This window comes from Acidimicrobiales bacterium (assembly GCA_036378675.1).
In the GTDB taxonomy this organism is placed as follows: domain Bacteria; phylum Actinomycetota; class Acidimicrobiia; order Acidimicrobiales; family Palsa-688; genus DASUWA01.
Genome location: DASUWA010000051.1, coordinates 19,082 through 38,008, shown reverse-complemented (window position 1 = coordinate 38,008; position 18,927 = coordinate 19,082). Strand labels below are relative to the sequence as shown.

The 18,927-nt window shown below is 65.5% G+C and carries 14 protein-coding genes; 7 read left to right on the top strand and 7 right to left on the bottom strand.

What is annotated here, in order from left to right:
* Positions 1 to 126: 126 nt before the first annotated feature.
* From VFZ97_15930 to VFZ97_15920, 3 genes are all read left to right on the top strand, one after another.
* Positions 127 to 684, top strand: a complete 558-nt coding sequence (locus tag VFZ97_15930) for a YceI family protein (protein HEX6394924.1) — start codon at positions 127 to 129, stop codon at positions 682 to 684.
* A 136-nt stretch (positions 685 to 820) separates the two neighbouring features.
* Positions 821 to 3,451, top strand: coding sequence for an alpha/beta hydrolase fold domain-containing protein (locus VFZ97_15925; GenBank protein ID HEX6394923.1), 2,631 nt, complete (start codon positions 821 to 823; stop codon positions 3,449 to 3,451).
* A gap of 71 nt (positions 3,452 to 3,522) precedes the next feature.
* Complete coding sequence (locus tag VFZ97_15920) at positions 3,523 to 4,053, top strand: hypothetical protein (protein ID HEX6394922.1); 531 nt, start codon at positions 3,523 to 3,525, stop codon at positions 4,051 to 4,053.
* Here the strand turns inward: VFZ97_15920 and VFZ97_15915 are convergent, their stop codons facing one another.
* The 4 genes from VFZ97_15915 to VFZ97_15900 all read right to left on the bottom strand — a co-directional run bounded on the left by VFZ97_15915 (position 4,054) and on the right by VFZ97_15900 (position 11,963).
* Positions 4,054 to 5,958: a cellulase family glycosylhydrolase gene (locus VFZ97_15915; protein HEX6394921.1), complete on the bottom strand. Its 1,905-nt coding sequence runs from the start codon at positions 5,956 to 5,958 to the stop codon at positions 4,054 to 4,056.
* A gap of 279 nt (positions 5,959 to 6,237) precedes the next feature.
* Positions 6,238 to 10,176, bottom strand: a complete 3,939-nt coding sequence (locus VFZ97_15910; protein ID HEX6394920.1) for an EAL domain-containing protein — start codon at positions 10,174 to 10,176, stop codon at positions 6,238 to 6,240.
* 158 nt (positions 10,177 to 10,334) lie between these two features.
* Positions 10,335 to 10,796, bottom strand: coding sequence for a hypothetical protein (locus VFZ97_15905; protein ID HEX6394919.1), 462 nt, complete (start codon positions 10,794 to 10,796; stop codon positions 10,335 to 10,337).
* Between the two features lie 90 nt (positions 10,797 to 10,886).
* On the bottom strand, positions 10,887 to 11,963 hold the full coding sequence (locus tag VFZ97_15900) for a mechanosensitive ion channel domain-containing protein (protein ID HEX6394918.1): 1,077 nt from the start codon (positions 11,961 to 11,963) through the stop codon (positions 10,887 to 10,889).
* A 218-nt stretch (positions 11,964 to 12,181) separates the two neighbouring features.
* Here VFZ97_15900 and VFZ97_15895 point away from each other — a divergent pair, with 218 nt between their 5' ends.
* Together VFZ97_15895 and VFZ97_15890 are read left to right on the top strand one after the other, a co-directional pair.
* Complete coding sequence (locus VFZ97_15895) at positions 12,182 to 12,502, top strand: YbjQ family protein (GenBank protein HEX6394917.1); 321 nt, start codon at positions 12,182 to 12,184, stop codon at positions 12,500 to 12,502.
* Positions 12,503 to 12,507: 5 nt separating this feature from the next.
* The gene (locus VFZ97_15890) at positions 12,508 to 13,353 is read left to right on the top strand and encodes an enoyl-CoA hydratase-related protein (GenBank protein HEX6394916.1); all 846 of its coding nucleotides are present in this window, start codon (positions 12,508 to 12,510) and stop codon (positions 13,351 to 13,353) included.
* On the opposite strand, the gene VFZ97_15885 is transcribed toward VFZ97_15890, so the two are convergent.
* Positions 13,350 to 13,895 carry a carboxymuconolactone decarboxylase family protein gene (locus VFZ97_15885; protein ID HEX6394915.1) on the bottom strand — a complete coding sequence of 182 codons (546 nt, stop codon included), beginning with the start codon at positions 13,893 to 13,895 and terminating at the stop codon, positions 13,350 to 13,352. The genes VFZ97_15890 and VFZ97_15885 overlap by 4 nt on opposite strands.
* A 48-nt stretch (positions 13,896 to 13,943) precedes the next feature.
* Between VFZ97_15885 and VFZ97_15880 the strand changes: the two genes are divergently transcribed.
* A complete protein-coding gene (locus VFZ97_15880) occupies positions 13,944 to 15,047 on the top strand; it encodes a medium chain dehydrogenase/reductase family protein (protein HEX6394914.1) in 1,104 nt (367 codons plus the stop codon).
* An 11-nt stretch (positions 15,048 to 15,058) separates the two neighbouring features.
* Here VFZ97_15880 and VFZ97_15875 read toward each other — a convergent pair whose 3' ends face one another.
* The gene (locus VFZ97_15875) at positions 15,059 to 15,484 is read right to left on the bottom strand and encodes a hypothetical protein (GenBank protein ID HEX6394913.1); all 426 of its coding nucleotides are present in this window, start codon (positions 15,482 to 15,484) and stop codon (positions 15,059 to 15,061) included.
* Positions 15,485 to 15,532: 48 nt separating this feature from the next.
* Here VFZ97_15875 and VFZ97_15870 point away from each other — a divergent pair, with 48 nt between their 5' ends.
* The gene (locus tag VFZ97_15870; protein HEX6394912.1) at positions 15,533 to 16,159 is read left to right on the top strand and encodes a sulfotransferase; all 627 of its coding nucleotides are present in this window, start codon (positions 15,533 to 15,535) and stop codon (positions 16,157 to 16,159) included.
* Positions 16,160 to 16,183: 24 nt separating this feature from the next.
* Here VFZ97_15870 and VFZ97_15865 read toward each other — a convergent pair whose 3' ends face one another.
* Positions 16,184 to 18,877 carry an EAL domain-containing protein gene (locus VFZ97_15865; protein HEX6394911.1) on the bottom strand — a complete coding sequence of 898 codons (2,694 nt, stop codon included), beginning with the start codon at positions 18,875 to 18,877 and terminating at the stop codon, positions 16,184 to 16,186.
* Between the last annotated feature and the right edge of the window lie 50 nt (positions 18,878 to 18,927).

The window sequence follows — 18,927 nt, the reverse complement described above, 5'->3', positions numbered from 1 at the left end:
GTCACCATCCCCGGTCCATCGCGGAAAAACAGGTAAGGCCCCGGGTCAGCCGCCGGAATAGTTGACAGATCAACTGCGTTGCAGAGTCTGAAGTTGAGATGTCAACTAAGCCAAGGAGGCGCAAGAATGGCAACGACGACAGCCCCGGAGACCTTGACCGGTACCTACAGGATCGACCCGGCCCACAGCCGGATCGGGTTCTCGGCCCGCCACGCGATGGTGACGAAGGTACGGGGGGCGTTCAACGAGTACGACGGGACTGGCTATTTCGATGCCGAGAATCCGTCGCAGTCCCGATTCGACATCACGATCAAGGCGGAGAGCATCGACACACGCAACGCGGACCGTGACGCCCACCTGAAGGGCAACGACTTCTTCGACATGGAGAACTTCCCCGAGATCAGGTTCCGCAGCACCTCGGTCGAGCCGGCCGGGGACAGCAACTACCGGGTAACCGGCGACCTGACCATCAAGGGTGTGACCCTCCCCGTCAGGTTCGATCTCGAGCTGACGGGCAGCGCCGTCGACCCGTTCGGGAACCACCGGATCGGGCTCGAGGGAAAGACCACCGTCAACCGGAAGGACTGGGGGGTCAACTTCAACGTGGCCCTCGAGGCCGGCGGTGTCCTCGTCAGCGAGAAGGTCGACCTCGAGTTCGAGGTCTCGGCCGTGAAGGTCGGCTAGAGCCAGCAGGCAAACAAGAACAACAAGCAGCTATGCCTCCGCCGGCGCCGCATGAGCGGCGCCGGCGTTTTGCATAACACCGACTCGCCAGGCTCTGCGCGCCGGTGAAAGACTGGACGCGGCCACACGAGCGCCAATGACGATCGGGGGACGGATGGCCGTGTCGGGTAACGGATCGGCGACGACGCCACCAAACTTCGGGCCAAAGAAGGTTGACGTGGTCGTCGTCGGAGCGGGTTTCGCGGGGCTGTACATGCTCCACCGTCTGCGGAACCTGGGATTTTCGACCGTCGTCGTGGATCAGGCAAGCGACGTCGGCGGCACGTGGTACTGGAACCGCTACCCGGGCGCACGCTGCGACATCCCGACCACGGACTACTCCTACAGCTTCGACCCCGAGCTCGAGAAGGAATGGACGTGGTCGGAGAAGTACGCGACCCAGCCGGAGATCCTCTCCTACCTGGGCCACGTCGCCGACCGCTTTGATCTCCGCAAGGACATGAGGTTCAACACGAGAATCTCCTCGGCGACGTGGGACGAGGATGCGCGCCGGTGGCTGCTCAAGACCGACGCGGGCGACGGAATTGAATGCCGGCACTACGTCATGGCGACGGGCTGCTTATCGGTACCGAAGGATCCGGATATCGAGGGCGTGAGCCGCTTCGGCGGCGAAGTTTTTTTCACTGGCCGGTGGCCGCACGAGAAGATCGACTTCACCGGGAAGAGGGTCGCCGTCATCGGGACCGGGTCGTCCGGTATCCAGTCGATCCCGCTGATCGCCAAGGAAGCGTCGCAGCTGGTCGTGTTCCAGCGGACCCCGAACTTCTCGTTCCCGGCGCGCAACGGTCCGGCGTCCCCCGAACGGCTCGCCTCTCTCGCCAGGAACCGAGAGGGCTACCGGGAAGCGGCCCGGAACTCCCGGGCGGGCATGCCGTACGAGATGCCGGAGCTGTCGGGTCTCACCGCCACGGAGGAGCAACGGCGCGGGCGTTTCGAGGCTGCGTGGGAGCGGGGTGAGCTGCTCGCGATCACGGGCATATTCATCGATCAGCTGTCGAACCCGGTGGTCAACGAAATGGTGGCGGATCTGTTCCGTGAGAAGGTCCGCCAGACCGTCAAAGACCCCGAGACCGCTGAGGCGCTCTGCCCCAGCGGATTTCCGATCGGTACGAAGCGGGCGTGTCTCGACACCGATTACTACGAGACCTTCAACCTTCCCCACGTGCGGCTGGTCGACTTGCGAAAGACGCCGCTCGAGGCGATCACCGAGACCGGGATAGACACCAGCACCGAGTCGTTCGAGTTCGACGCCATCGTTTTCGCGACGGGTTTCGACGCGATGACTGGGCCTCTCGTCTCGGTGGACATCACCGGCGTGGGCGGGCTCACCTTGAAGCAAAAGTGGGCGGACGGGCCCACCACCTACCTCGGCCTCATGACCACGGGCTTCCCAAACTTCTTCACCATCACCGGTCCGCAGAGCCCGTCGGTCCTTTCCAACATGGTCGTGTCCATCGAGCAGCACGTGGACTGGGTCGCCGACCGTCTCGATTACATGCGGGCCGAGGGCTTCGATCGGATCGAGCCGACACCCCTTGCCGAGGCCGGCTGGGTGCAGCACAACCACGACTGCGCAGACATCACCCTGTTCCCGCGGGCGAACTCGTGGTATATGGGGGCGAATGTGCCTGGGAAGCCACGGGTTTTCCTGCCGTACGTAGGCGGGTTCGACAGCTACCGAAAGACCTGCAACGAGATCGTCGAGCGGGGGCACCTCGGTTTCAGGCTGGACGGTCCCGCCCGATCTCTGCACAACGACGGGATCATCCGGACCATGCAGCCCGACGTCGCCATCGTGCTCGAGATGATGGAATCGCTGAACCTGCCTCCCATCGAGACGATGAGCCCGCAGGAGGCGCGCGATTTCATGGAGGCGACGAACGCCGCCCGGCCGCCCGGACCCGAGGTCGGCGAGATCGTCGACGGCAAGTTGCCAGGTGCCGCCGGCGACCTCGAGTTCCGCCTGTACCGACCCCCCACGCCGGGTCCACACCCGGTCATGGCGTATTTCCACGGCGGGGGGTGGGTGCTCGGCAGCAAGGACTCCGACGAGCCTTTGTGCCGCGACATCTGCGCACGGACCGGAATGCTGATCGTGTCGGTGAACTACCGCCACGCACCCGAGGAGCGTTTTCCCGCGGCGGCCGATGACGCCTTCGCCGCGGTGCAGTGGCTGGCAGCCAACGCCGCAGAGCTTGGCGGCATCCCCGGGCATCTGGCAGTCGGAGGGTGGAGCGCCGGCGGGAATGTCGCCGCTGTCGCCACCCAGCGGGCCAGAGACGCCGGAGGGCCGGCCATCGCCGCCCAACTCCTGCTGATGCCGGTTACCGACTGGAATCCGGACCGGCCATCGCTGCGTGAGAACGGCGAGGGCTACATGCTTACCGCGTCGCTGATGCGGTGGTTCTGGGACAATTACGCCGACGAGCGAGACCGCACGAATCCGGCCGCTTCACCGCTCAGAGGGAACCTGGCGGGGCTGCCCCCTGCCGTCGTCGTCACCGCCGACTTCGACCCCTTGCGTGACGAAGGCATCGCCTACTCCGAAGCCCTCGCCGCCGCCGGCGTCCCGGTCACGCACGTCCGGGCTCGAGGGCACGTTCACACTTCCGTCCCCATGGTTGGTGTCGTCATCTCGGGCGCACCCGTGCGAGCAGAGATGTGCGAGGCGCTGAAAAACCTGCTCCCGGAGCCGATCACCAGCTGATCGCATCGGTCCTCAACTCGGACCGACCGGGAAGCGTTACTCTCCTCATTGGGACGACTCGGGGAGGTGGCGTGTCTCCACCGGTAGAGCACCAGGTGGTCATCCAGCGGCGTGGCCGGTCCCACCGCGCCTGGTGCCGATGCGGGTGGAAGGGCCACGCCTGGAACGAGCTGCGCCCGGCGGAGGCGGACGCCTGGCACCACGTTTTCGGCGACACGAGCATCGTTGACGTGACGTCGGTGCGCGATCCGGGAGACCCGTTTTCCGAGCCGATCACCGCGCTCGCAGAGACCGCCTCGCCGAGGGACCGGGCACTCGAGTCGGCTCGACGCTCCAGAGTTGTGGATGAGCTGGTCGGCCACGCCCGCTCGTTCGCCGACAGCCCCTCTCCCTACAGAAGGCAGGCAATCGGCGAGTTGCGGCGGGTCGCGGGGGACGACCGGACGAATCTCGTTTCGGCGGTGTCGGAGATCGACGAGCTTCTGCGACGGCACAGCCGGATCAGCGCCCACACGGCCGACAGCGAATGGCTGCAGCTGATCACCGCCAAGCGGCTTCTGCAGCACACCCTCGAGCAGGAGGACCTCGCCGGTCTCAAGTGATCATGAAGTCACGAGGATCGCACGGCCGACCGCGCCGGACGGGATGTTCGCCGTGCCGGCTGACGGCGCGGCCGAGCCGCTGACCGCGAACGTTGCAACCTGGCCCGAGGTGGTATCGACGTATCCGACCGTCCCTGCGCTGTTGAGCGCGACGCCGCGCGCCACGTCCTGGTAAGGCCAGTAGCCGCTGCTGTTCACTGCCGGCGGCATCGGGCTGGAGCCGGTCGCGAAGGGATGAACCCCTCCCCATCCGTCAACCACGTACCCGCCGCTGCCCGACGGCAGCAAAGTCAATGAGCGGGCGATGTCCCAACCAGACCACGAGGCCGAAGTCACGGCCGCCGCGGGCATCGGGTTCGACCCGACCGCGAACGGATGAACTCCGCCGTAGCCGTCAAGCACATAGCCGCCGGTTCCGGAAGGGAGGACGACGATCGAGCGGGCGATGTCCTTCTCCGGCCAGTACGCCGAAGCGCTCGCAGCGGGAGGCATCGGGTTCGACCCGATGGCGAACGGGTGCACACCACCCCATCCGTCCAAGACGTACCCGCCCTGTCCCGACGGAAGGAGCGCTACCGACCTTGCGATGTCCCACTCAGGCCAATAGTCCGACGTGGTTGCGGCGGGAGGCATGGGATTCGAGCCGATCGCAAACGGATGAACACCGCCCCAACCGTCCAGCGTGTATCCGCCGGTGTCGTCAGGAAGGCCGGCGGCTCCTCGTGCGATGTTCCAACCCGACCAAGTGTCGGACGTGGCGACCCGTGCAGGCCCGCCAGGGTTCGTCTCGGGGTCGAGATTGCCGTAACCGTCCAGAACGTAGACACCTCCACCCGACGGTTGGGAGGCGATGGCGGCGAGGTGTGATTGGTAGCCAGCACCGAACGCGGTAGGGGTGCCGTTGTACGAGGTGATGAGAGCCGGCCCCGAGCCGCACGAGGCCGTGTTCCAGCTCCAACCGAGATACGACAGGCCGTGCGCGTCCGCCCAGGCCATGTAGGAGTCAATGAACCCGCGCGCGCAGTCGGTCTCACCTAGTTCACCCGTAACCACCGGCGCTTGCGCGGCCACCGGAGCGATCGTCGAGTCCCAGCAGCCCGGCGTGTTGCACTGGCTGTAGTTGTAGATGTGAGCGGATGCTGCGAGTTGATTGGAAGGATCGTTGGGCTCGTTTTGAAGCCAGCCCGAAAGGTCACCCGCCCAGTTGAGCCCGGCCACCATCACCGGCTGGGTGGCACCGGTCGATCGCACCGAGTTCAGCAGGCTTTGCATCCCGGCGGCCCGCCAGCCAGCCGAAGTGACGCAGCCGTTCAACCAGCAGGACCAGGATATGTCGTGCGGTTCGTTGTACAGATCGAAGGCGACGCCTCGATCCGCCTTGAACGCACTCGCGACGGAAGTCCAGAACGCCGGCGAGTGATCCGAGTCCGCCATCATTTGCTGACCCAACGCAAGTTGGCCCCCCGGTGCCGACCAATGCAGATCGAGGATTGCCATCATGCCTGCCGCGTGCAGTTGCGACACGTAGTTCTCGATCGCGGTCTGGTAGTTGGCGCCGGAGTACGACGGGTTCACGCCGTTGATGCCCAGCCAGCAATCCTCGTTCAAAGGCACCCGCACAGCGTTCACATGCCACGAGCTGATCGCCTGGATCGACCCTTGGTCTGATGGACCGTCGAAGATCCCCCACCCCTGGGCACACGCGTACTCGGTCCCGGAGCGGTCGACGCCAACCAGCCGAATTGGATTACCGGAACCATCGACGAGCTGGTTGCCTTGCACTTGCACGCTGGCCGGTGGGGTTGCAGCGGCCCTGTATGAAGTACCAACCGCTAGACCGCCTACGCCGACCAAACCGATAGCCACCGCCATTGCGCACGCGCGCCGAAACACCTTGGAGAACATCTTTCCGCCCTTTCAACGTGTCGCCTGCGCGCCAAACTACCGACTCAGCCCGGTCGAGGGAACACCACTGGCTCGCGGCCAGGGTTTGCGCCTGCAGGTGGGCCCCTGGGGGCACGGGTGGCGGGTGGTGGCGGGTCAGCCCCCCGATTGCGCAACTTCGTAACAGTGCTAGCGCCTGCGCCGGCAAGAGTGCTACGAAGTTGCTGAATAGCAGCAGGTTTGCAACAAAGTCGCGTGGTTGCCGAAGTTGAGTGTTACGAAACGCAGGCGCGGAGGGTTTCAGCCGAGGCCCTTGCCCTTGCCGCTGTCGGTTCCTTGGCCCTGACCGTTCAGGTTGCCGTTGCCCTGCCCGGTTCCCTGGGTCTGGGAGGACTGCACACCGTTGCCCTCGCCCTGACCGTTCCCCGTGCCCGAGCCTGATCCCTGATGACCGGTCCCTTGGCCCTGACCACTGGTCCCCGGGGTCTGGCCTTGGGCACTCGCGGAGCTCTGTGTTTGGCCGCCGCCGGCTGCCTGTCCCTGACCGGAGCCGTTGCCGTTCCCGGTGGAACCTCCCTGGCCTTGCCCAGAGCCCTGGCCAGCGCCGTTGCCGCTGCCGTTGCCCTGGCCCGCCCCCTGGCCACCGCCCGAACCTTGACCCTGAGCACCGCCTGCGCCCTGGCCACCGCCTGCGCCCTGGCCCTGACCGGCACCCTGGCCCTGGCCCTGCCCCGACCCCTGCCCCGCGCCACCGCCAGCGCCGTTGCCATTGCCGCTGCCCTGCTGGCCGCCCGAACCCTGCTGGCCGCCCGAACCCTTGCCGTTGGCGTTTCCGTTCGCAGTGCCATTGCCTTGCCCGCCGCCAGAGCCCTGGCCCTGGCCCTGACCGGTTCCTTGGCCGCCCTGCACCGAACCACCAGAGGCTCCACCGCTCGTGCCCTGACCGTTTCCCTGGCTCGAGCCGTTCGCGTTGCCATTGCCCTGCCCGCCACTCGAGCCCTGACCTTGACCCTGACCTCCGCCTGAGCCCTGCCCCTGACCACCACCCTGACCGGTGCCACCGCCGGAACCTTGACCCTGGCCGCCACCGGAACCGTGACCCTGACCTCCGCCTGAGCCCTGACCCTGACCACCACCCTGACCAGTGCCACCGCCGGAACCTTGACCTCCGCCCTGGCCGCCACCCGAGCCGTGACCCTGGCCTGCGCCCTGGCCGCCACCCGAGCCGTGACCCTGGCCTCCGCCCTGGCCGCCACCGGCGCCTTGGCCCTGGCCGCCACCTGAGCCCTGGCCCTGGCCGCCACCCGAGCCTTGACCATGGCCTGCCCCATTGCCGCTCCCTTGGCCGGCGCCCTGGCCGCCGCTGAAGCCCTGCGTCCCTCCACCGGCGGGAGCAGTCCCTGATCCCGAAGCCGACCCGCCTGCGCCCGACGACGACCCGCCGGCGCCCGGCACGTCGCCCGAACCGGAGTTCACCGCCAGCCCGGGGGTCGCGCCGAGCGTGGGAGCTTGCGTGTCCGCACCCGGCATCGCGGTGTCTCCACCAGCCACGCCACCGTGTACTCCGAGACCAGTGCGGCTGGGGAAACCACCCCATACCGACGCTGAACGAGTGTGGCCGCCTCCGCTGCTCGGGTCCGCCAGTAGCCGGCCCGACGTGTTCGGAATCGGACCGCCGCCGGCCGGGAGGCTGATGCCGGTCGCCTGCTGCAGGATGTCGCCCGCAAGCTGGCGAACCGAGGGAATGCTTCCCGCGACGCTCAGGCCTCCGGTGAGCGAGGCCAAGCCGGCGAGCGTGCCCAGGGCCATACGGGCCGGAACCCGACGGAAACCCCTGGGACCGGCGATCGTGATCAAGTCGTCCGATTGCAGAGCAGACAGGATCGCCACGAGATCCTCGCGGTCGGGCTGATTGGCCCAAATGCCGTTCTGGCTCAGCCCGGTCAGGATCCCGGCCAGTTTGGCGGGAGGAAGGACGAGCGACGTGGAGGCTGCGCCAGGACGCGATGCGATGAGTTCTGCACCTGCGAAGATCGCATCCTTGTCGCGCAGGAACTCCTCGATCTTCTCTGGCGGCACCGGCGGGCTGAACAAATACCCCTGGACTTGATCGCACGCGTGGTCCGACAGGAACTCGAGTTGTGCCGCGGTTTCTACGCCCTCAGCGACGACCTGAAGCTCGAGGCTGTGCGCAAGATCGATGACCGCACCGACGATGGGGGCCGCCCCGGTCGTCGCATCGATGCGGCGGACGAAGGACGGATCGATCTTGATGGCGTCAACCGGCATGTCGGTCAGGTATGTGAGCGCGCTGTATCCGGTTCCGAAGTCGTCGATCGAGCAACGCACACCCATCGATCGAAGTTCTTCGAGGCTCTTCGACGTGTCGTGCATGTGCTCGACGAGAACGCTCTCGGTTACTTCCAACTCGAGGAGCCGGGGGTCGAGCCCGGTGCGATCGAGGACGTCGGCGACCAGCCGAACGACAGACTGACGAACGAACTGGCGGGGCGACACGTTTACCGACACCGAAACCCTCGGGAGACCTTGCGCCTGCCACGACCGCGCTTGGAGGCACGCGGTTTCAAGCACCCACTCCCCGAGACTCGCGATCAGGCTGGTTTCCTCCGCCAGAGGGATGAAGGCCGCGGGCGGGATGAACCCGAGGCGGGGATGCTGCCAGCGGGCGAGGGCCTCGACGCCCACGATCCCGCCCGTGATCGTCGACAGCTTCGGCTGGTAGTGGACAGCCAGCCGATCGCGCTCGAGTGCGCTTCGCAGGCTGGTCTCGAGCGCGAAACGCAACTCGGCCCTCGCGCTCATAGCCGTGTCGTAGATGGCGTAGGTGTTCCTACCGGCCGCCTTCGCCTGGTACATCGCAGTATCCGCGTTCTTGAAAAGAGCCTCGCTCTCGTCACCGTCGTCAGGCGAAACGGCGATACCAATGCTCGCCTGCACGGGTAGGAGCTTCCCGCCGATGTGGAATGGCTCCGAAAACGCCCCGAGGATCCTTTCCGCGACGTTCGCGCTCACGGCTTTCCCGTCGAGGTCGGGCACGAGGATCGTGAACTCGTCACCTCCCATACGAGCAAGCGTGTCGCGAGGCCTCAACCGATTCTGCAGTCGCGCGACCACCGCTTGAAGCAGTTGGTTCCCGACTGCGTGACCAAGACTGTCGTTGATGCTCTTGAACCGATCAAGGTCCAAGAAGATGACCGCGACACCGTGGCCTGTGCGCCGCGAATTCGCGAGTGCCGCTTCCAATCGGTCGTTGAAGAGAACTCGGTTGCACACGCCGGTCAAGGGATCGTGCTGAGCCCGGTACTCGGCCGCCGACCGCGTGTAGACCTGATAGGTCAAGTAGACAACGATCAGCAGGGGAAGGATTCCAGATCCAGCCGCGAACAAGGCGACGCTGTTATGAATCTTCAGCAATGCTTTGGCGGAGAGCACTGCCGGCGGGACCAAAGCCCCGACGACCATGAGCCCGATGTAGATCCATCCGGGGCGGGTCGAACGGAAAGGCACGGGATCCAGGGCATGCCGCTGAGAGGGATGCAGGACGGAGCAGCTCCACAGGCACAGCCCCCACAGCAGAACCGCACTGAGAGGAACCGGGGATGAGTTGAAGCCACCCAACAGCGAGGCTGCCACCGCGGAGTGGGCAACGAAAACGCAGAGGAACCCGCCGAGCAGGTAGCGATATGCGACGGGATGGCGCTTCGTGAGCGACAGGATCGACACGCACATCCACAGCGTCACGATGTCCATAAGAGGAGGCGCGATGGCTGTCAGCTCACGACCGGGGTGCCACCCCAGCGAAGGCACGATGACGAGGGCGAGCAACGGAAAGGCGAGGGCTCCGCTTGACACAACCGCGGCCGAGAGCGACTCGACCAGACGAGTTGGAAGGCGTTGGTGCAACAACGACCCCAGGCCGGCGACAGCGAACGCCCCACCTATCAGGGTCAACGTCAGAGGAACGGTGCCCTCGGGGACGATCCTGATGCCGTGCCACCCCTGGACGATGACGGCCACGACGTTGGTTACCAGCCCGGCAGCGATGAGAAACCACGAGACGAGCCAGCCCGCCCAATGCGAGCGTCGGTTGGACCACAAGCCGTAGCCGGCTGCTGCAACAGCCAGGACCCCGACGACGATCGCTGTCGCCCCGGGGTCGAGCGCGGTCGCGAGGCGGATCACGGCTGCGATCCCAGCTATGACGATTAGTGCTTTCACTGCCCCTAGACCCCTTGTCGGCTCGCTGAACTAGCACCGATCGTGGCCGGGCAACCTCACTTAGTCGTCAACGGAGTAACAACGACGCCTTTGGTGCGTTCTTTTCTCTACTGCGCACCTCGCGCCTTTGCTTCCCCTCTATCCCGAGTCGGCGGTGGTCAAGTGACGACCGTTCCGGTCGGGCTCGCCGCGGCCACCCGGTAAGGAAGTGTTCTGGCGACTTCTCCGTCGACCTTGATCACGAACTCGTACTTCCCGAAGACCGGAAGCGGCAGCCCGGGAAAGTTCGCCGCGAGGCACACGTGCTGGTCGTCGCCGATCGTCAGGGTGGGAGGGCGCCCCACATTGAACGATGACTGAACTTTCAGGGGCCCGAAGATCCCGGGGCCGGTCGGTACGTCGACGGCAATGCCGTCCTCGGTCAGCAGCTCGATGTCGATCTGATGCTGCTCGTTGGTCTGGGCCCACCCCACTGTCAGGACCATGCCGATGCCCAAGGTGACAACGAGCGGCGGAATCGCGCCGGCCGGCGCCTGGGCCAGCTCGATCCCGCCACCGGAGATGTACAGCTGATTGTTCACCGCTTCGGCGTGATTGCAAAGAATCGCGTCTACCTGCATTTCCGGCCGGTCTCCTCTCGACGTTCTCACAAGGGATACCAGACCGGCGGAGCCTCGATCACCTGCGCGTCCCTACGATTGCTACAGCCGCTAATGACGCCCCAGGAACGCCGCCTCGAAGTCCCTAGCCGAAATGGGATGACCTTCCGTGTTAACCAGCTCGGACCTCGTCCGGGGGAGCGCGCCAGGATGTTCGCTACGCAGGTAAGCGATCAGCTGCTCCCGCACCGCGCACTGGAGGTCAAATGACCTCGCGCTGTCGGGTGAGCTCATCAGGGCGCGGAGCTGCATCGTGTTCTCCCCAGAGTCGGTGACCTGCATGATCCCCACCTTGCCGTCCCAGTCGGGTGAACGCCGCAGGATCTCCTCGAACCGGGCCCGGATCTGATCGACCGGCGCCGAGAAGTCCACTTGGAGGAAGACATAGCCGAGGATGTCTGCGGTGGAGCGGGTCCAGTTCTCGAACGGGTTCTGGATGAAGTACGAGATAGGCAGGACCAGGCGGCGAAGGTCCCACAGCCGGACCACCACATAGGTGAGCGCGATCTGCTCCACCCTTCCCCAATGGTCCTCGACGACGACCACGTCATCGACGCGAATCGGCTGGCTGATGGCAAGCTGCAGTCCGGCGACCAGGTTGGTGGCCGTCGGTCGGGCGGCGACGCCGGCCACGAGGCCCAGCACGCCGGCTGACGCGAGCAGGCCTGCCCCGGCGGCACGCACCCGGGGGATGCTCAACAGAACAATCGCGATCGAGACGATCGACACCACGACCACCGTCACCCGTCTGAGCACCTGGATCTGGGTGTGGATGCGACGTGCCTTCAGATTGTCGGTCACGTCGAGCTGGTACCGGGCGAGGATGACGTCGTCGAAGACGTACGTCAGCCTCACGACCAGGAAGCCGATGGCGAAGACGAGCGCTATTCCAACGGCGCGGAGGAGGTCGTCGCGCAGGCGGGCGCCGAGCTTCACGCCGGCGAGCGCGATTTCGACCGCCGCCAGGGGGATGATCAGCCGCGAAGGCCACCTGACGTTGCGAATCAGCGACTCCTGCAGGGACTTACCTCGGCCGTCTACAGCACGCCTCAGGAAAAAGAAGCCCAGGGTGTGCGCGGTCACCGCCAGTAGCAGGACTCCGATCAGGATTGGCAGAGCGGCAGGCACGAATCCTCCTCGGTCGTTCAACGGATGTTCAACGAGCAACGTGGTGTCGCGGGCGGACGAGCCTCACGACATTCGCTGTGAGGCCCGACGCAACGTCCTTCATTCACCGCCACGAAACGAAGGCGATGGCCAGTTTAGAGATACATGCCGGCCAGGTTGTGCACCCGACATCGACCACACAGTGCCGGTGACACCTGTCACGGCTACCCTGAGATCCCGTGCTGATCTCCACGATGAATGACCTGCCCGGCTACGAGATAACCGAGGTACTCGGCGAGGTTTTCGGGCTCACGGTGCGAAGTCGCAACATCGGATCCCAGATCGGAGCGGGGTTCAAGGCCCTGGCGGGAGGGGAGTTGAAAGGGATGACCAAGAACTTGGTCGCCAGCCGGCAGGAGGTGATCGAGCGAATGGTGGCGGAGGCTCAGATGAAGGGAGCGGACGCGATTCTCGCGATGAGATTCGACACATCCGAGATGGGCGGCAACTGGACCGAGATCTGCGCCTACGGCACCGCCGTCAAGGTCCGGAGGGCTTAGCAGCGGTGTACGACGAGATCCTCTACGCGGTCGACGATCCTGTCGCCACGATCACTCTCAACCGCCCCAAGTCCCTCAACGCCTGGACTCAACGAATGGCGGCGGAGGTCCGCCACGCCGTGGCCCGAGCCGAATCGGACGCCGCGGTCGTCGGGATCATCATCACCGGAGCCGGCCGAGCGTTCTGCGCTGGCGCAGACATGAACAACCTGAGCAGCCTTTCCGAGGGTGGGCGCCTCGAGACGGACTTCGCCTCTCTCGAGGTCCACAGAGCGGAGCCGCTCCCGGATGACTTCTCCGGCGAGTACACCTATCTCCTTGCCGTTCGGAAGCCGATCGTGGCCGCGATCAACGGTCCTATCGCCGGCATGGCGGTTCCGATCGCGCTTTGCTGCGACATCCGGTTCATGGCGGCGGACGCCCCGCTCCTGACCGCGTTCGCCGAGCGTGGCCTCGTCGCCGAGTGGGGGATCAGCTGGCTGCTGCCGCGGGTGGTCGGAACCGGCCGCGCGCTCGATCTGCTGTTCTCGTCGAGACGGGTTACAGGAACCGAAGCGGCCGGCATTGGCCTGGTGAACGAAGCGGTCCCCGCGGATGAGGTTGTTCCTCGCAGCCGCCGGTACATCGAGGACCTGGCGTCCCGATGCTCCCCGGAGTCGTTCGCGATCATGAAGCGCCAGGTCTACGAAGACCTCACCACGAGATTGGGCCCGGCCGAACGTGAAGCCCAGCGGCTGATGATCGAGAGCTTCGGTCGCCCCGACTTCAAGGAAGGGGTCCGATCCTTCCTCGAGAAGCGACCGCCCAAGTTCGGGCGGGTCGGCGCCGAACCCCCTCCCGGAGCGCCCTAGCCCGCCGAGCCCGGTTCGCGACCCTCCGGCCATCCCGGGACGCCAGGGTCGAGTTCGACGCGCACGCTGTTCAAGAAACCCGACACCAGCCGGTAGAAGCCGGCGAGAAGCAACAGCTCGATCATCTGCTCCTCCGACCATCGACCCGCGACTCTCTCCCAGGCCTGGTCCGAGACCGTATTGGTGGCACAGAGCTCGTCGACGAATGCCATCAAGTCCCGATCGCCCGTGGCCCACCCCTCGAGCGACTCGGTCGCGGCGCGAGCGATCTCGTCCTCGGTGACCCCGGCCGGTTGCGACATGAGAGTGTGCTGGCCGAACTCGTACACCGACCCGCAGCGCCACCCCACCCTGAGGATCACCAGCTCACGTTCGCGGGCGGGGATCAAGCCTTTGAGCAGGAGGTAACCGCCAAACCGGTTGAATCTGTCGGCAAGCCCCCGATGTTTCGACATGGTCCGGAAGATGTTGAGCGGCAGGAGCCCCTCCGGATCTCCCTCGGCGGGAGCAATGCGAGGCTTGGGTGACGGCGCCGGAGTCATCGAGTCCGACACGCTACTGCGGGCGCCCAGTCGTGACACCATGACGGTGTGGCCGCAACCGCGCTGGTTCTCGAAAGCCCACTCCGGCTGGTGGCAAGCTCGATCGAGCTTCCGCGAATACGCAGTGACGACGGCCTTCTGCGCGTGGAGGCCTGTGGGTTGTGCGGCACCGACCACGAGCAGTTCACCGGCGTGATGAACCCGGGTTACGCCTTCATACCGGGTCATGAGACGGTAGGCGTGATCGAAGCCATCGGCGAGGAGGCCGCCCAGCGTTGGGGCGTGACTGTTGGGGACCGTGTCGCGGTCGAGGTCTTCCAATCGTGCGGAACCTGCGCCCAGTGCGCTACAGGCCACCGGCGCCTCTGCGTCAGGCACGGGATCAGGGACATGTACGGGTTCATCCCCGTCGCCAAGCCCCCGGGGCTCTGGGGAGGGTACGCCGACATTCACTATCTGGGTCCCGACTCCATGCTGCTCCCGGTCCCGGAAGGGTTGGACCCGGTGACTGCTACCTTGTTCAACCCGCTGGGAGCGGGCATCCGCTGGGGCGCGACCCTCCCAGGCACGAAGAAAGATGACATCGTGGCCGTGCTCGGGCCCGGCATCCGAGGGCTGTCCGCTGTCGCCGCCGCCAAGACAGCCGGTGCCGGATTCGTGATGATCACGGGATCCGGCCACCGAGACAGCGACCGTCTCGCCTTGTCGCGTCGGTTCGGTTCCGACCTGGCGGTCGACGTCACCGAACGCGATCCGGTGGCAGCGCTGAAGGAAGCCACGGGTCGGCTCGCGGACGTCGTGGTCGACGTCACCGCGAAGGCGCCTGCGGCGTTCGCTCAGGCGATGAACCTGGCCAGACCGGGAGGCACGGTCGTCGTCGCCGGCACCCGCGGCACGCCCGAGACGCCGGGATTCTCCCCCGACCTGGTGGTCTTCAAGGAATTGAGGATCCTCGGCGCGCTGGGAGTCGACGTGTCAGAGCACGAAGAAGCGCTCAGGCTCCTCGCGTCAGGCGCCTATCCGTTCGACGAGATTCCTCGCAGCTGCGCCGGCTTCGGAGAGGTCGCCGGCCTTCTCACCAAGATGGCCGGCGAGTCCTCTCAGGAAGAGTTCGAGCAGCGGCCCGTCCACGGGGTGTTCGTGCCGCGCTAGCACACGACGTCTCAGAAGTAGCCGGGGTCCCAAACGACTGCACCCGCGGAGTGGTCCGGGCTCAGCCGGACCTCGACCTTTTCTCCCGGACGGAACATGTAGACCACCGAACGCGGAAAGGATTGGACGACCTCCAACTCGAAGGGATTCTCTCCGCCGGGTGCCGAGACGTTGAGGACCAGTCGAACCATCGGTCGCAAGTCGACGATCGTCCCGAGGTTCTTCACCGAAAGGATTTCCCCCTCGGCCCGCTCGCCGGTTGCGAGGATCTCGGAGGTGAGCATCGGCGGCTTGGGCCACTTGCGCGTCTTCCAGGCGACGAACGGGATGACGATCGCAGCCAAGGCAAAGGGAAGGAGCACGAACAGAACCACCAGAGCCTGGTTCGTCGACAGTCCGAACAATGAGGCGAGGGGTGTGACCGCGATGCCGGGCAAGGCTAGGACCTTGGCCGGGCCAACACGAGCCGTGCTACGTTCCGAGCCATGGGGCTGAAAATCGTCGGGGCTGGGCTTGGCAGAACGGGCACCCATTCGCTGAAGCTGGCGCTGGAGCGCCTGCTCGGCGAGCCCTGCTACCACATGATCGAGCTGTTCCCGAGACCGAACCACGTAGCCATGTGGCACGCCGCCATGCGTGGTCAGGAACCGGACTGGGAGGGGATTCTGGACGGGTTCGGCGCCGCGGTCGACTGGCCGGCGGCGGCACTGTGGAACGAACTGCATTCCGCCTTCCCCGAGTCGATCGTGCTCCTGTCCGCACGTGACAGTCCGGAACAGTGGTGGAACAGCTTTTCCGAAACGATCCTGCAGGTAATGCGACGCCAACCGCCTCCCGAAATGGCTGACTGGTACGCGATGAGCGAGGACATGCTCGGCCGGCTTACGCCCGACTACGAGGATCGCGAAACCGCGATCGCGGCGTACGAGTCGCACAATCAGGCAGTGCGCGACACGGTCGCGCCTGATCGACTGATCGAGTGGCGTCCCGGCGACGGCTGGGGTCCGATCTGCGACCGGCTTGGGCTCCCCGAGCCCGAGGAGGCCTTCCCGCACGTGAACACCACCGATGAATTCCGGGTGATGGCGGGACTGCTGGATCCGTCAGCCTGAATCCTCCTCGGTGGGCGCCGACCTCTAGTGCCGGGAGCGTCCCGCCGCCAACGGTGAACCCGGCGAGCAGGCGGCCGCGGCACTCCCCAACAGTCCCTCGAACTCCGGTGCCGGGAGAGGGCGGGAGAAGTAGTAGCCCTGCGCCACGTTGCAGCCCAACGTGCGTAAGGACTCCAGTTGCTCGGCAGTTTCAACTCCCTCGGCTACGGCGATGATGTTCATAGCTGACGCCAGTTCGATGACGGCGCGGACGATCGCGGAGTCCACCGGATCGTCGGCGACACCCTCGACGAACACACGGTCGACCTTCACTTCCTGCACCGGGAAACGTTTGAGGTAACTAAGGGACGAATGCCCGGTACCGAAATCGTCGATGGCGAGGCGGACGCCCAGGCTGTTGAGCTTCTTCATCACCTCTTGAGCCCTCGCAAGGTCGTTCATGACCATGCTCTCGGTGATCTCGAAGGTCACCTTCTCGGGTGCCAGGTCGAAGGCTTCGAGCGCGTTCGTCACATCCGCAAGTAGGCCGCTGTGCTGGAACTGACGGGGAGACAGATTGATGCTGATGGGGATCTCCATCCAGAGACGCTCTCTGATGGACACCGCCTCACGGCACGCGTGCTCGAGTACATATCGGCCGAGGGGAAGGATCAATCCGGTTTCCTCCGCCATCGGGATGAACCGCGCCGGTTCGATCAGCCCATGGGTCGGGTGCCACCAGCGGACCAGCGCCTCGGCGCCGACTATGCGCTGGTCATGGATTGAGTAGAAGGGCTGGTAGTACACCTCCAGTTCGCCCCGCTCCATCCCCTTGCGGAGGGCTCCCTCCAGGTCGAGGCGCTCGGCAGACCTTGTTCCCATCGCGGCCGTGTCGAATACCTCGTAGGTGCCACCCTGTCCCTTGACCTTCGCCTCGTACATCGCGACATCTGCGTTTCGGAGCATGTCGTCGGCCGTGCGGCCCGGCTCGGTGAGAGCGATCCCGATCGAGAGGCTGACCACGACCTCGTATCCCTCCGAAAGCACCAGCGGTTTCTCGACCGCCGCGCAAAGACGCCGGGCGGCGGCCACCACCTGGTCGACACCGGTCACGTCCTCGAGCAGCAGGACGAACTCGTCTCCGCCGAACCGGGCAAGCAGGTCGTAACCACGCACCGCGTCCTTCATCCGAGCGCCGATAGCGACGAGGAGATCGTCACCGATCCCGTGTCCGAGGCTGTCGTTGATGCTCTTGAATCGATCGACGTCAACGAAGATGAGGGCGTGGATCTTGCCGTCGCGCTGTGACCTGAGAAGCGCGCGCTCCAGCCTCTCGACGAGTAGGCGACGGTTCGCAAGGCCCGTGAGGCTGTCGTAGAAGGCATGACGGGCCATCTCGTCTTCGTACGCCTTCCGCTCGGTGATGTCGCGCAGTGCGATGACCGCTCCGACCGCGCGTCCGTTGTCCAGGATCGGGGACGCGGTATACGCAACCGGGACGGTGCCCCCTCCCGGCGCGGGGAGCATGACTTCGTCCTCTCGAACGACCCGACCTCTTCGGATCGCTGCCCGTGCAGGTCCGAGGAGGAAATCCGGGGCCTCCTGAGAGTTCTCGACTATCACCCCGTTGCCGTCGCCTGTGCAGCCGGGAATATCGACGATCTCTAGCGCAGCGGGGTTCACGAAGGTGACGTATCCCTCCAAGTCGACCGCGCAGACACCTTCGCCGATGCTCAGAGCGATCGAGCCGAGCCGCTCGCGTTCGAAACGGATCTGCCGGTACAGCTCGGCATTGGTCAGCGCGCCAGAACCGACGGCGGCGATCGCGTCGAGAAGAGTCTGGTCGGCTTCGTCGAACGGCTCCTCGCGGCGCCGTCCCGCAACGACGAGCCATCGATCGGAGCCGCTGGTTTGTACCTGAGCAGCCATCGCCGAGGGCGATGGGGGGTTGGCTTCGAGACGGGCTTCACCACATCTAAGGAGGTCGCGAGCCGAGGTAACGATCGTCTCCTCGATCGAATCCGCATGCAAGCCTCGGTTCGCTTCAAGCGTGACGTCGAACAGACCTTGAAGCCGCTCGCGGTCGTGGTACGCGTGGAACTGGGCCGCGACGACCAACCGGAAGGTGATGAGCACAGGCGCCGCCACCGCGAGCCCCCACGGCACCGCCCAGGTGGTTATAGCGAACACGCATCCCACCAGCATCCCTGACACCAGGAGCGCGAGCTGCACCCGGAGGTCCTCGAGGAGACAGGTGCGCCATGTCGAGCCGAGGGAGACGAGTACCATCGCAACCGACCCGTGGCTTACGACGAAATAGACGATCCCTCCAAGTACTGCTCCCCCTAGCGTACGAGGACTGATCGAACCGTAGGCTCCCCCGACCAGGTTCCGGACACCCAAACCCAACCCCGCCGATACGAGAACCTGACCAAAGTTGAAGGCTGATTTGAGCAGCGGCCGTCGCCTGACGAGCTGGGAAACGAGCGTCGCGATAGCGAACGTCGCGATCGTCGCCGGCAGGGGCACCAGTAGGGCCAGGACGACGAAGAATCCTTCGTCGAGGTGGAACGCCTCGGACTGGTCGTCTCGGTAGAGAACGAGAGGACGAACCCAGCTCGCTATCGCGAGCGCGCACAGCACGCCCGTGACGACCCACTGGTGGCCGGGCATGACAGTGAGCGGGCCTTGGTCGGACGCCGCGTATCCGAGAACGAGAAAGCCCCCGACCACGGACACGGTCAAGATCAGCCGTGTCGGCCAGGGAAGGGTCAGGTTTGACCGCCGAG

Excerpts from the sequence above, each read along its gene's own strand:
- VFZ97_15930 (HEX6394924.1), top strand. The coding sequence starts at position 127 with ATGGCAACGACGACAGCCCCGGAGACCTTGACCGGTACCTACAGGATC.
- VFZ97_15870 (HEX6394912.1), top strand. The coding sequence starts at position 15,533 with ATGGGGCTGAAAATCGTCGGGGCTGGGCTTGGCAGAACGGGCACCCAT.
- VFZ97_15925 (HEX6394923.1), top strand. The coding sequence starts at position 821 with ATGACGATCGGGGGACGGATGGCCGTGTCGGGTAACGGATCGGCGACG.
- VFZ97_15915 (HEX6394921.1), bottom strand. The coding sequence starts at position 5,958 with ATGTTCTCCAAGGTGTTTCGGCGCGCGTGCGCAATGGCGGTGGCTATC.
- VFZ97_15885 (HEX6394915.1), bottom strand. The coding sequence starts at position 13,895 with ATGACTCCGGCGCCGTCACCCAAGCCTCGCATTGCTCCCGCCGAGGGA.
- VFZ97_15905 (HEX6394919.1), bottom strand. The coding sequence starts at position 10,796 with ATGCAGGTAGACGCGATTCTTTGCAATCACGCCGAAGCGGTGAACAAT.